Genomic DNA, 13,773 nt, shown 5'->3' with positions numbered 1-13,773 from the left:
CAGTCGATTGATAATACGTTTTGGTTGATGGCCCATCATAGGCGCAGAGCTCCAGCCCAAAAAAGGGTGATTTGCCTAAACAAATCACCCTTTTTACGTCATGCAAGTATACTCGTTAAGCGTGCAATTCCAGTTCCTCTGGTTTTGCTTTGTCATCCGTTTTAATTGTCTCTGGCTGAACGTCTTTCCGGCGTGTCATGTACGTATAAATCACTGGAACCACGTAGAGGGTAAGCACGAGTGAGAACATTAAGCCACCCACGATAACAATACCGAGTGGAATACGGCTTTTAGAAGCCGATCCTAAGGCAAGAGCCAGCGGCAACGCACCAAAGGCGGCTACAAGCGTTGTCATCAGAATCGGGCGCAGGCGAAGGGCCGCCGATTCGGCTGCGGCTTCAAACTTGTTTTTGCCGGTCAGGCGTTGTTCGTTAGCGAACTCCACGATCAGGATTCCATTTTTCGTGACCAGACCAACCAGCATGATGATACCGATCTGACTAAAAATATTCAGCGTCTGGTTGAACATCCAGAGCGAGAATACCGCACCAGCCAAAGCCAGCGGTACAGTGATCATGATGATGAGCGGATCAATAAACGAATCGAACTGCGCTGCCAACACGAGATAAACCAGAATCAGCGCCAGACCAAACGCAAACAGCGTGTTGGATGAACTTTCGGCGTAGTCGCGAGAAGGGCCGGACAGGGCGGTTTGAAAACTCTCGTCGAGCGTTCGGGCGGCAATGGCCCGCATGGCTTCTACGCCATCGCCAACGGTTTTGCCAGGTGCCAGACCGGCCGATACGGTAGCCGATTTAAAGCGGTTGTAATGGTACACCTGGGGAGGGCTACTGACTTCCTGGAATTTTACCAGGTTATCCAACTGAATCAGCTGTCCCTGGCTGGAGCGGACGTAGAACGAGGCCAGGTCAACAGGCGCATCCCGGTCAGCCCGGTCCACTTGCCCAATAACCTGGTATTGTTTACCGTTCATCAGGAAGTAAGCTAATCGCCGGTTACTGAGGGCTAATTGCAACGTTTGAGCCACATCCTGTACCGAAATTCCCAGATTCGTCGCTTTTTCGCGGTCAATGCTGATGTTTAGTTCAGGCTTGTTGAATTTTAAATCAACGTCGGAGTTCTGGAACGTCGGATCTTTCTGTACTTCGTCGAGGAACGTTGGCAGCTTTTCGCGTAACTTTTCAAAATTAAGGTTCTGGATCACGAACTGAACCGGCAAGCCTCCGCCCCGGCCAACCTGAATCGTTTGATCCTGGGTGGCAAACATCCGCGCTTCACTAAATTTCTTCAGGTTTTTGTTGAGGTAGTCCACAATATCCTGCTGTGATCGTTTTCGGTCGCCGGGATCGGTCATGTTAATCATCACGAATGACGAGTTAACAGCCCCCGCTCCCGAAAAACCAGGCGCTACGACACTAAAAGCTAGTTTTGTTTCAGGAATGGAATCCATTACCAACTGCATAACTCGGTCGGTGGTGGCGGCCTGTGCTTCATAGCTGGTCCCTTCCGGCGATGTAATCGCAACGCGGGTACGGCTACGGTCTTCGAGGGGAGCCAATTCGGATTTGAGTAAGGCCCCCAGTCCGAAAATCAACAGCAAACAAGCACCAATCATGACAAATGCCCAGCCCCGCTTCCGCATAAAGGTATCGAGCGAGGAACGGTAAGAATCATCCAACCACTCGAAGAAGGGTTCGGTTTTTCGGTAAAACCAGGAACGGCCGTGATTTTTGCTGGTCAGTTTAACGCTCAATACAGGCGTTAGGGTAAGCGATACAAAGGCTGAGATCAAAACGGCTCCGGCCACCACAATACCAAATTCGCGGAACAACCGCCCTACGAAACCTTCCAGGAAAATAATCGGCAGGAACACAATGGCCAGTGTGATGGAGGTAGCCAGTACGGCAAAGAAGATCTCATTGGAACCTTCCCGGGCGGCCTCCTTGGTATCCATTCCCTGCTCAATCTTCTTGAAGATATTCTCCGTAACAACAATACCATCATCCACAACAAGGCCGGTCGCCAAAACGATTCCCAGCAACGTTAAGACGTTGATACTGAAGTCGGCTACATACATGATGAAAAACGCACCGATGAGCGATACCGGAATATCAATCAATGGCCGGAACGCAATGAGCCAGTCGCGGAAGAAGAAATAGATGACCAGTACGACCAGCACGAACGAGATCAGCAGGGTTTCGCCCACCTCTTCGATAGCCCGCCGGATGAAGATACTGCGGTCGATACCGATGCTAACGATAATGTCGTCGGGCAGGTCTTTTTTGAGCTGATCGAAGCGTTTATAAAACTCATCGGCGATACTGACATAGTTGGCACCGGGTTGCGGAATCAACACCAGAATAACACCCACGGCGCCGTTTTGCTTCGAGATGGTTTCTTCGTTCTCAGCACCCAGCGTGGCGTAGCCCACGTCTTTAAACCGCACAATCTGATTGCTCGTCTGACGTAGAATCAGGTTATTGAAGTCGTCCTCCGTCGTCAGTCGGCCAACCGCTTTAACAGTCAGTTCCGTGTTGTTACCATACACTTTACCACTTGGTAACTCAACGTTTTGCGCATTTAGAGCCGCCTGGATATCCTGCGATGTGAGCCGATACGCTGACAATTTGATGGGGTCGATCCACATCCGCATCGCCTGCCGTTTCAGCCCATAGATGTTTGCCTGACTGACACCGGGAATGGTTTGTACCCGCTCCTGAAGCACGTTTTCGGCATAGTCGGACAACTGTGTCGGGTTGCGCGTAGTACTCTGAACGGTCATGAAAATGATCGGTTCCGAGTTCGCATCGGCCTTTGTTACCACCGGTGGCGCATCGATATCCTGCGGAAGTTGGCGTTGGGCCTGCGCCACTTTGTCCCGCACATCGTTGGCCGCCTGTTCCAGGTTGGCATCCAGGTTAAACTCAATCGTGATGGTGCTGGCACCAAGGGCGCTATTTGAAGAGATCGTCCGAATGCCTTCGATGCTATTCAGCGACTTCTCGATAGGCTCGGTGATCTGCGATTCAATGATATCAGGGTTGGCACCCGTATAGTTAGTCCGCACCGAAATTACCGGCGGGTCAATAGCTGGGTATTCGCGAACGCCCAGAAAGGTAAAACCAATGACACCGAAAAGCACAATGATGATAGACATCACCATGGCGAATACGGGTCGGTTTAAACTAAGCTCGGGTAGACTCATCTTTTGTTGAGTTTGAGGTTTTCAGTTTAGGGTATACGGTTTGTGGTTTGTGGTATTTAGTTTACGGTTTGTGGTTGGCTGACCGGCGGAAGCAGTCCATGCGTCAGCCAACCACAAACCGTAAACAAATACCACAAACCAAAACCATACACTCAGTTACTTGCTACTTTAGGACCAGTGCCTGGTATGGTTATAACCTTGCCAATCTTGACGGGGGCGTCCTGCTTAAGGAACAGCAAGCCCGTTGTAGCAACGGTATCACCTTTTTGCAGACCTGACAGAATCTGTATCGTGCCTGCAGTCCGGAGACCCGTTTTTACGTCTTTGAACGTCGCTTTGCCATTTTTAACCACAATGACCTGATTGGTTCGGGTTTGTGGAATAACAGCTTGTGTAGGCACCACTAAACTCTGCTCATTCTGAATGGTTAGTGTAACGCGGGCAAATGTACCAGGCCGGAATAAAGGCTGGCCGTTACCTGCTGTGGCGTTGTTGACCCGCGCCCGAATGCGTAAGTTACGTGTCTGCTCATCGACACCCGGTTCGATTGCGTAAACAACTCCCTGGCTTTGTTGATTACTCCCATCTACCACAAACGAAATCTTACTGCCTGTATGTACAGACGGGCCGTATTTTTCAGGAATAGAGAAGTCGAGTTTAAGCGATGAAATCTGCTGAAGACGCGCAATAAGTGTATTCGGAGAAACGACAGCGCCCGAGCTTACGTTACGAAGACCAATTACGCCCGAAAAAGGAGCCCGGATTTCCGTTCGTTGCAGATTCGCTTTGACCAGCTCAATATCGGCCAATGATGAGCGAAGATTCGTGGTAACAATGTCATATTCCTGCTGACTGATACCACCCCGCTCCAGCAGTTGTTTGTTCCGTTCTTCAGTCCGACGGGCGTTGTCGGCCTGCGCCTGAAGCTTCTGAAGCTGTGCCCGTAGGTCCGTATCGAAAAGCTTTACCAGCAAGTCTCCTTTTTTGACCGGCTGACCTTCCTGGATATTAAGTTGTATAATACGAGCCGAAATTTCGGGATAGATATCGACCTGTTCAGATGCCAGCAGGGATCCGCTGGAAACCACATCTTCCCGAAGTTGCTGCGAAATAACTACAAACCCATTTACGCTGGCTGGCCCACCACCACCGGGGCCACCTTTACCGCCACCAGGGCCACCTTTACCGTCTGCTGCACCCTTACCGCCACTACCTCCACCACCAGGACCTGACGCACCAGGAGCTGGATGTAAAATCTTATTATACACAATTATCCCGCCGAGTACCAGAACGACGAGGCCGATAGCAATCCATCTTTTCACAGGAATATTTTGTAGAAGGGGTCTTTAGTTTTAACGACCGAATGATCGCATTTGTTCTCTAACTGCAAAGCTATCAAGGTTAATGACTATATCAATCGTCAGATAGCTGATTCTGAATGGTTTTTCTGCGAATTATTTAAGCGGATTACGCCGACGTTTATGAATTTTTTCCGTAGAAATGCTTACGATTGTTGTAGAAACAACTTCGCTTATTTTACTGTATAGCCATTTTTTATACTGGTTATGAGCCATATATTGGAATTAACTATCCTGAAAAAGAGAAAGAACGCTATATATACGTTTCAGGAAGTACTTACCTGCACGCAGCAAAAAATATATCTCTGGCAATAAGACTAAGTCTTGCGGAGTAACGTGCCGGCTGGTCAGGAATCCAGGACCATCAGTAGTTCGCTGATCATCATGGCTGTAGCCCCCCAAACCCGGTAACCCTGGATCTGGTAAAAGGGCGCGTCGACCATAATACCCCGAACTTCGATTTGACTGTCGCCAACAATTGTCTCGTCCAGAAGCGTATCCAGACTTACCTCCACAACCGCTTCTACTTCGCGTGGGTCGGGGTAAAAATCAGGCCGGTAGGGAAGTACGCCGACAACTGGTTGTACGTAAAAATTGCTGGGTGGAATATAAAGCTCCGTCAACAGGCCGAGCACTTTCACGTCCGACACGCGAATACCAACTTCTTCCTGGGCTTCGCGCAGTGCCGTACGAGTTAAGTTTTCGTCGATCCGCTCCATTCGGCCACCCGGAAACGCCATCTGACCAGCATGAACGCCATCGTATTGAGGCCTCAGAATTAAGGGAAGATAAATGGAATTCTGGTAGGGATAAAAACAAATCAACACGGCACTCCGGCGCGTTCGCTCATTCGGCTTGATACCAAGCCGAAACCGCGCTGTCGACGCCATCTTTTTATGAGCAACCTCGCCTGGCAATGGCCTTTGTAGCCGTTGGCGGAGATGGTCGGCGAAAGTATGGAATGAAGTGTCGATCATTTTCGATAGTCGGTTTATAGTTTACGGTTTAAGGCAATGCTGTTACGATTCATGCGCCAGCCCACCGAAAACCCTAAAGCCTAAACCTATTTATACAACTTAACTAATTCTTCGGCGCATCGTTCACCATCCATCGCTGCTGATACAATACCGCCTGCATAACCGGCCCCTTCGCCACAGGGAAACAGGCGACTTACCTGCACATGCTCGCAGGTTTCGCGGTGACGCGGAATCCGCACCGGCGACGACGTCCGGCTTTCAACACCTATTACCTGGCCATCATTACTGAGATAACCCCGCATTTTTCGACCAAAATCACGCAACCCCTGCCGAAGTGGCTGTGCAATATGATCGGGCAATACCTCGCTCATATCGACGGATGCCAGCCCTGGCTGATAGGACGTTGGGAGTAATTGGGTGGAAACCCGACCGTCCACAAAATCAGCTACGCGTTGGGCAGGAGCCGTCTGTCGACCATCGCCCATTTTGCAGGCCCATCGTTCCAGATCCTGCTGCAACGCCAATCCCGCCAGCGGTCCTTCGTCAGCATAAGGAAGAAGGTCTTCATCGGCAATGGCAACCACCAGGCCCGAGTTCGCAAATGGCGAATCCCGACGTGATGGCGACATCCCATTAACGACCAGCTCGCCCGGTGCTGTTGCGGCTGGCACAATAAAACCACCCGGACACATACAAAACGAAAAAACGCCCCGTTCTACCCCCTTAAATCGGGTTTGCGCAACCAAACTATAGGAAGCCGCCGGTAAATAATCGCCCCGCTGTGGTCTGTGGTATTGGAATTGATCGATCAAACGTTGCTGATGCTCAATGCGAACGCCCATCGCAAACGGCTTGGCTTCGAGACGAACCTGACGAGCCTGAAGCAGGTAAAAAATGTCTCGTGCCGAATGTCCCGTTGCCAGAATGACGCCGATTCCCTCTACCGTTTCGCCCGTAGCCAGGACAACGCCCTTTATGGCAGTAGGCCCAGCCGGCGATTCGTTCAGGATCAGGTCGGTAACTCTGGTATCGAACCGAACGTCGCCCCCCGCCTTCAGAATACTTTCGCGGAGGTCGGTAACAACATTTGGTAATTTGTTGGTACCGATGTGCGGGTGTGCATCGACCAGAATCTGCTCGGTTGCCCCGTGAGCTACAAAAATTTCCAGAATGCGCCGTACATCGCCCCGTTTCGTCGAACGGGTGTAGAGCTTCCCGTCGGAGTACGTTCCGGCCCCGCCTTCACCGAAGCAATAATTGGATTCCGGATTGACGATATGGTCTTTGTTAATGGCGGCCAGATCGCGTCGGCGAGCACGCACATCGCTGCCTCGCTCCAGCACGATGGGTTTTATCCCCAATTCAATGAGCCGAAGGGCCGCAAAAAGCCCTGCCGGACCAGCGCCCACAATGATAGCCTGCTTTGCCTGACTGACATCCGTTTGCGGTTTTTTATACTGGATGAGCGGGGGCGGGGTTTCGCCCGCGTAGATATCGGCATCCACTTTTACGCGTACTTGCCGGTTGCGCGCATCAATCGACTGCCGACGCTTTCGCACCACAATATCGGCGGTGTTGGGTAGCGAAAGATGATCTAAAGCCTGTTCCCGAAAGGCAGGTTCGTCAAAAGCCAGTTCGGGCGGGAGGTTAAGTGAAATCTGGTGAATCATCGTCAAAAAAGGCCGTTACGGCTTGTCAGCAAAGAATCAGGCAATAAGCTGTTTTGTTACGAAACCGGTTCCTTAAACCCGACTTGCGAGGTCAAACAGCTCGAAATCAACGAGGTTTTTATAACCGTGTTGGTTTCTGCAATTTGGTAACAGGTATGCATCTGTTTGGGTTCTTTTCAGACTATTTCAATAGGATTCATTAGGGTAAGGGTATCTACTCAATGATGTTTAGCGAGTTGCCTTCTGAGCAATAGGGTAGAATTTATGCCAGACGGCCTATAATAAGGTAATTAACGAGAGAAAATAACAATGAGATTTAGTCTTTTCGGCTGGCTACTATTGATCAGTCAGAGCATACTGGCTCAGTCAGCGACGACCCTACCCGAACGCGGAACCCCCTGGTCGCAACGCATGGTCGCAACCATTATGGCTAACAATGCCGATTCTATTGCCTACGTAAAAGAAGGGAAAGATGCCCATTGGGAGTATGAAATGGGCGTTATTCTACAGGCAATCGAGCAGGTTTGGTACCGCACCGCCGACGACCGCTATTTCCAGTACATCCAGAAGAATATGGATCGGTACGTGACTGATACCGGCGACATCCGAACCTACAAAATGGATGAGTACAACATTGATTATGTCACACCCGGCCGGTCGTTGTTATTGATTTCCCAGCAGACATTGCCCGGTAAGGAAAAATACCGGAAGGCGGCCGACTTGTTGCGGAAACAGCTCGCCCAGCAGCCACGTACCAACGAAGGGGGGTTCTGGCATAAGAAACGGTATCCATATCAGATGTGGCTCGATGGCCTCTACATGGCCGAGCCGTTTTATGCTGAGTATACCCGTTTATACGGGAAAGCCAGTGATTTTGATGACATCGTCAACCAGTTTGTGTGGATGGAAAAGCACGCCCGCGACGAAAAGACGGGGCTGCTGTATCATGGCTGGGACGAAAGCCGGGAACAGAAATGGGCCAATAAACAAACGGGTAAATCACCTAATTTCTGGAGCCGGGCAATGGGCTGGTACGTTATGGCCCTGGTCGATGTGCTGGATTATGTGCCGCAGTCGTATGCTCGTCGGGGCGAATTAATAGCCATTCTCCAACGGACGTTGCCCGCCATTGTCAAGTATCAGGACCCAAAATCAGGTTGCTGGTATCAGGTAACGGATCGGCTTGGCGATAAGGGCAATTACCTGGAAGCATCCGGTACGGGCATGTTTGTGTATGCGTTGGCAAAAGGCGTTCGAATGGGATACCTGCCCGCTACCCTGTTATCATCCGCCAGGAAAGGCTACGACGGTATGCTCAGGAACTTTATCTCGACCGATGCCAATGGCCAGATTCATCTGGAGAAGACGGTGCTGGTGGGTGGTTTAGGCGGTAACCCGTATCGCGATGGGAGTTATGCCTATTACCTGAGCGAACCGCTGCGGCAGGATGACTTGAAAGGCGTTGGCCCGTTTGTGATGGCCAGCGTCGAGATGGAGATTGCCAATGAACGGACAATTGGTCAGGGAAAAACCGTGGCCGTTGACAATTACTTTAACCACGAGTTTCGTAAGGGGACTAATGGCGAACAGGAACCGTTTCATTACACCTGGGAAGATCGGCAGCACTCCGGTTTTTTCTGGTGGGGAAACATCTTTCGGAATCTGGGTGCCAAAACCGCAACCATTGCAGGAGCTCCAACAGCGGCTTCGCTGAAAGGCGTAGACATTTATATTATTGTTGATCCCGACACGCCCAAAGAGACGGCCAAACCGAATTATGTGAATGAAGCAGATATAAAGGCCATTGCCAGTTGGGTAGCGGCCGGTGGTACGCTGGTGCTGATGGCTAATGATACGTCAAACTGCGAACACACGCAGTTTAATAAACTGGCCGATCGGTTTGGCATGCAGTTTCTGCCGAAAAACCGGAACATGGTTCAGGGAACGCAGTGGGATCAGGGCCAAATATTGATACCTGCCAGAAACGGGATTTTCCCCAAAACACGGACGGTTTATATCAAGGAATTAGCCCCGCTAAACATCACATCGCCGGCAAAAGCAGCCGTGACCGATGCCGGAGATGTGATTATGGGGATAGCCTCCGTTGGAAAGGGGCGTGTTTTTGCCGTAGGTGATCCCTGGCTTTACAATGAATACGTAGACGGACGGCGGATTCCCGCCAAATTTGAAAATTTCGGAGCCGCTAAGGAACTGGCTAGCTGGTTGTTGGGGCGTAAATAGACGGGCTTCTGTAATACCGGCGCTTAATTCAGGTAAAATCCATCTTAGAGCCTATCGAGTCTGTTTTTTTAACTATGGGCAGATGTTGCTGACGCGTATGTGGTCTGTGTCTGCACGGACCAAGGAGTTAAGCTGCTATTCTCGTCTGTGCTTTCACTGAGGAAAGGATTGGCTGTATTTAGTAAACGACTAAGAAGCGCTCGCAGCTTTATGGTTGATAATTAATTGGATACGTAGTCATACATTGGCATAAATGAAAAATATGCCTGGTTCTGATTGCCTTATAAAAATCAATACTTTGGTAACAAGCCCTATCTTTTTGAGTTAACCCAGTATGCAATCTCCCTCCCTGAATCCGTCCCGAAATAAGGTTGACTCGTTTGAGTCGCCCGATTTCTACTGTCTCGATGATCTGCTGACCGCCGAACATAAGTTGGTTCGGTCGGCTGTTCGCAACTTTGTCAAGCGTGAGATCACGCCCATCGCTGAGGAATACGCACAACGGGCCGAATTTCCGCGGCATATCGTACCAAAATTCGGACAGATTGGCGTCTTTGGCGCCACCATCCCGACCGAATACGGTGGGGGTGGGCTCGACCAGATTTCCTACGGCTTGATGACGCAGGAAATAGAGCGGGGTGACTCCGGTATGCGCTCCTGTGTATCGGTACAGAACTCGCTCGTGATGTATCCCATCTGGGCGTTTGGGTCGGAGGCTCAACGGCAAAAATACCTGCCTCGTTTAGCCACGGGCGAACTGATTGGGTGCTTCGGACTGACCGAAGCCAACCACGGGTCCGATCCGGGTGGTATGGAAAGCAATTTTATTGAGCGAAGCGACTATTTCCTGTTGAACGGCTCGAAACTCTGGATTACTAATGCCGACATTGCCGACATTGCCATTGTTTGGGCCAGAAACGATCAGGGTAAAGTGCGCGGCCTTATTGTGGAGCGGGGCATGGAAGGATTTACCACAGCCGAAATAAACAACAAATGGTCGCTGCGGGCCAGTACAACCGGCGAATTGACGTTTCAGGATGTGCAGGTGCCCAAAGATAACCTGTTGCCCGAAGCATTTGGGCTGAAAAGTGCTCTCAAGTGCCTGGAGCAGGCTCGATACGGCATTTGCTGGGGCGCCCTGGGGGCCGCTATGGAATGTTATGAAGTAGCCCGGCGGTACGCGCTCGAACGTATCCAGTTTGGTAAACCCATTGCCAGCTTTCAGTTAGTACAGAAAAAACTGGCCGAAATGCTAACCGACATTACGCAGGGGCAATTACTTTGCTGGCGACTTGGAGTGCTCAAAAATGAAGATCGAGCGACGGTAGCCCAGATTTCAATGGCCAAGCGCAACAATGTTGAGATGGCCCTTCGGGTAGCCCGCGAAGCCCGCCAGATTCTGGGAGCTATGGGTATTTCAGGCGAATATCCAATTATGCGTCACCTGATGAATCTCGAATCTGTAAGCACGTATGAGGGTACACATGATATACAACTGTTGATTTTAGGGGCTGAGATAACAGGAATTCCAGCGTTCAAATAGATGGTCAGGTCGGCTACTGGGATGTCAAATGGGTAAATCTGAAGCCACAGTAGTCGTCAGCGCTAATTAATTTTAGCTTATCTTAGCCAGCTAAAAGAGGAATCAAATGGGTTCGATGACTGGCACAGCGGCTCTTTCTATCTCTGAGGTGGCTCTTGAAAATGAGCAGCTTCGGCTTGCTCTACAAGCGGCTCAGGTAGGAACCTGGGATTATAATATGGAAACGGGCCAGGCGGAATGGTCAGTAATTTGCAAGCGGTTATTCGGATTACCCGAGGATGCTTCTGTCACACCTGCCGTATTGTTGGAACAAGTGCATCCAGATGATCGGGAACGGGTCGCTCACGCCAACGCCCGTGTATTAAGTCCACAAAGTGATGGTGACCACAACGTTATTTTTCGTACGCTTAGAGAAGGGAGCGCTCCCCGCTGGGTGCAGGCCAAAGGCAAAACCATTTTGAATGATGAGGGCCGGATTCTACGCTTCAATGGCGTTGTGATCGACGTAACTGAGTTAAAACAGGCCCAGGAAGCGCTGCAGCAAAGCGCCGAAGTGCTGGAACAGCGGGTTGCTGAACGCACACAGGAACTTAAAGAAGCCAACCTGCAACTCAAAAAATCGAATGAGAACCTGGCCGAGTTTGCTTACATAGCCTCGCACGATTTACAGGAGCCGTTACGCAAGATTCAGTCGTTTGGGGATATCCTAAGAGATCAGTACGAATCGCAGTTGGGGGAGGGTATTATGTACCTCGAACGGATGCAGAGCGCGGCCCGCCGAATGTCGACACTCATTAAAGATCTTCTTACGTTTTCCCGTCTTTCAACCCGTCAGGAGAATACAACAACGGTATCGTTGACCGATATTCTCTCTCATGTGCTCCACGATCTGGAGCTAGCCATCCAGGAAACGGGAGCCGAGGTTACGGTCGAGTCGCTGCCAAGCGTAAAAGGTGATGCATCACAACTGGCTCAGCTCTTTCAGAATTTAGTGAGTAATGCCATTAAGTTTGGCCATCCGGGAACAAAACCAGTCATTGAGATACGTACAGAACGTATAACGGCCACTGATCTGCCGCTTACCATACGGCCCGTCCGGGCAGTTGCGGCCTACCAGCGCATTGATGTATCCGACAACGGGATTGGTTTCGACGAGAAATATATTGAGCGCATATTTCAGGTTTTTCAGCGATTGCACGGTACCAGTAAATACGCGGGCACGGGCATTGGTTTGGCTATTTGTGAAAAGGTGGTCGTGAATCATGGCGGTTCCATTACCGCCCGGAGCCAACCCGGCAAGGGAACTACCTTCAGCGTATATTTACCGCTTTGAGTAGTATATGACTGCCCAAATAAATCTGTCTTGAACTTAGCCGTTGGAGAGCATCAAATCGGTCGTGCCAATACGGTTGCGCTACATGTGCCAATGAGCCAGATGATGCGTTTCGGCTCGTTGATTCGTTCTTTTTGTAGCCTGCCCATTTCGTCAACTTACCTTCAGTTCCACTTCATCGGCGCGCCGGGCTTTTTCCCAAATGCCTGATGTATTACCGCGCCAGTAGCGTAGAAAGCCTAAAATGGCGCAGACATTCATGAAGGTGAAGTAAAAGGGAACGAACAACGCTTTCACCCGAATTCGGCGGTGTTCTAATCTATACCCTAGGTAAGCGGCTGCGTAAAAGAGACATTGTCCGATAAAGAATGTCAGCCAAAATAGATAGCTAGGCGTTATCGTTTGCGGAACAGGCAGCAGGAGCGCCAGGTTGGCCAGCCAGATCAGGGGTAGGCAAAAGGGAGTTACCGCCCAGCGCAATACCCGGTGTGATACATATTGAAACGTAAGCCAGCCATACCGAACAACGTTCAGTAAATAAAGCAGTCGCATAATCGACTGAAAGCCACCGGCGGCAATGCGTACCTTACGCTTTTTCTCCTCATCGATGGAGAAGGAAGGGCGCTCCAGTGCATACGCATCAGGTTCATACTCGACCCGGTATCCTCTTCCGGCAATTCGGAGCGAGATGATAAAGTCGTCCAGCAGCGTATCTGGCTCGACCGTTTCGTATAAATTGGTTCGTACCGCAAACAACTCGCCCGCAGCGCCCACAACGGTATGGAGCTGAGCGTCTTTTCGTTTCAGATAAGACTCGTATTTCCAGTATAAACCCTCGCCCGAGCCCGCAGCCGATTCACTATCGAGCACCTCAATGCGTTTTTCACCGGCTACCGCGCCTACTGACTCGTCCCGGAAATGACGCACAAGGTTGCGGATTGCCCGGCTGTTGAGTTGCGTGTTAGCATCGCTGAAGATGACGATTGGGGTACTAACGTGCGTTACGGCTCTATTCATCGCGGCCACTTTGCCGGCTCGTTCGTCACCGCCCAGCACGTCAATCTGGCGGTCGCCACCCAGGCGTAGTGCGTCCAGATAGGCCGTAGATCCATCCGTTGACCCTTCGGTAACAAATAAGAGCTGAAGTTTTTCGACCGGGTAATCCAGCTCACGGGAGTTTTGAAGCTTGGCGGGCAGGCATCCCATTTCGTTATAGGCCGCCATGACCAGTGTTACCGTGGGCTCATAAGCATCGTCATCCGCCAGTAGTCGAGGCCCCTTAAGTAGGGTTCGGATCTTGACCAGTAACGTAATCAGAATGCCGTAGCCAAGGTAAGTGTACGCTACAATGCCCAGACAAAGGAGAAGAAAAAACTGCATCATTCGTCGCAATTGAATAATAGGGAGCCGTCGTTTGCTGCTTTT

General features: G+C 50.6%; 8 protein-coding genes. 3 read left to right on the top strand and 5 right to left on the bottom strand.

Going from position 1 to position 13,773, the window contains the following annotated elements:
• Nucleotides 1–115: 115 nt before the first annotated feature.
• The 4 genes from SD10_RS18150 to SD10_RS18135 form a co-directional block, all read right to left on the bottom strand.
• Nucleotides 116–3,226: an efflux RND transporter permease subunit gene (locus SD10_RS18150; protein ID WP_046575677.1), complete on the bottom strand. Its 3,111-nt coding sequence runs from the start codon at nucleotides 3,224–3,226 to the stop codon at nucleotides 116–118.
• 152 nt (nucleotides 3,227–3,378) lie between these two features.
• Nucleotides 3,379–4,548, bottom strand: coding sequence for an efflux RND transporter periplasmic adaptor subunit (locus SD10_RS18145; protein ID WP_046575675.1), 1,170 nt, complete (start codon nucleotides 4,546–4,548; stop codon nucleotides 3,379–3,381).
• A gap of 383 nt (nucleotides 4,549–4,931) precedes the next feature.
• Nucleotides 4,932–5,561 (bottom strand): NUDIX hydrolase, encoded by a 630-nt coding sequence (locus tag SD10_RS18140; RefSeq protein WP_046575674.1) that lies wholly within the window; start codon nucleotides 5,559–5,561, stop codon nucleotides 4,932–4,934.
• A gap of 86 nt (nucleotides 5,562–5,647) precedes the next feature.
• Nucleotides 5,648–7,231, bottom strand: coding sequence for an NAD(P)/FAD-dependent oxidoreductase (locus SD10_RS18135; RefSeq protein WP_046575672.1), 1,584 nt, complete (start codon nucleotides 7,229–7,231; stop codon nucleotides 5,648–5,650).
• Nucleotides 7,232–7,540: 309 nt separating this feature from the next.
• On the opposite strand from SD10_RS18135, the gene SD10_RS18130 reads away from it, so the two are divergent.
• The 3 genes from SD10_RS18130 (at nucleotide 7,541) to SD10_RS18120 (ending at nucleotide 12,348) form a co-directional block, all read left to right on the top strand.
• Complete coding sequence (locus tag SD10_RS18130) at nucleotides 7,541–9,472, top strand: DUF4350 domain-containing protein (RefSeq protein WP_046575670.1); 1,932 nt, start codon at nucleotides 7,541–7,543, stop codon at nucleotides 9,470–9,472.
• Between the two features lie 334 nt (nucleotides 9,473–9,806).
• Nucleotides 9,807–11,015 (top strand): acyl-CoA dehydrogenase family protein, encoded by a 1,209-nt coding sequence (locus tag SD10_RS18125; RefSeq protein WP_046575668.1) that lies wholly within the window; start codon nucleotides 9,807–9,809, stop codon nucleotides 11,013–11,015.
• 106 nt (nucleotides 11,016–11,121) lie between these two features.
• Nucleotides 11,122–12,348, top strand: a complete 1,227-nt coding sequence (locus SD10_RS18120) for a sensor histidine kinase (RefSeq protein ID WP_148562469.1) — start codon at nucleotides 11,122–11,124, stop codon at nucleotides 12,346–12,348.
• Between the two features lie 153 nt (nucleotides 12,349–12,501).
• Here SD10_RS18120 and SD10_RS18115 read toward each other — a convergent pair whose 3' ends face one another.
• A complete protein-coding gene (locus SD10_RS18115; protein WP_148562468.1) occupies nucleotides 12,502–13,731 on the bottom strand; it encodes a glycosyltransferase family 2 protein in 1,230 nt (409 codons plus the stop codon).
• Nucleotides 13,732–13,773 lie beyond the last annotated feature (42 nt).

Origin of the sequence: Spirosoma radiotolerans (genome assembly GCF_000974425.1) — a bacterium.
GTDB classification, from domain to species: Bacteria; Bacteroidota; Bacteroidia; order Cytophagales; family Spirosomataceae; genus Spirosoma; species Spirosoma radiotolerans.
The sequence above is the reverse complement of the archived record's forward strand: the minus strand, read 5'-3'. Positions and strand labels throughout refer to the sequence as shown.

What these genes read in the sequence shown, in the direction of transcription:
- SD10_RS18125 (WP_046575668.1), top strand. Translation starts at nt 9,807, where the DNA reads ATGCAATCTCCCTCCCTGAATCCGTCCCGAAATAAGGTTGACTCGTTT.
- SD10_RS18140 (WP_046575674.1), bottom strand. Translation starts at nt 5,561, where the DNA reads ATGATCGACACTTCATTCCATACTTTCGCCGACCATCTCCGCCAACGG.
- SD10_RS18135 (WP_046575672.1), bottom strand. Translation starts at nt 7,231, where the DNA reads ATGATTCACCAGATTTCACTTAACCTCCCGCCCGAACTGGCTTTTGAC.
- SD10_RS18130 (WP_046575670.1), top strand. Translation starts at nt 7,541, where the DNA reads ATGAGATTTAGTCTTTTCGGCTGGCTACTATTGATCAGTCAGAGCATA.
- SD10_RS18150 (WP_046575677.1), bottom strand. Translation starts at nt 3,226, where the DNA reads ATGAGTCTACCCGAGCTTAGTTTAAACCGACCCGTATTCGCCATGGTG.
- SD10_RS18115 (WP_148562468.1), bottom strand. Translation starts at nt 13,731, where the DNA reads ATGATGCAGTTTTTTCTTCTCCTTTGTCTGGGCATTGTAGCGTACACT.
- SD10_RS18120 (WP_148562469.1), top strand. Translation starts at nt 11,122, where the DNA reads ATGGGTTCGATGACTGGCACAGCGGCTCTTTCTATCTCTGAGGTGGCT.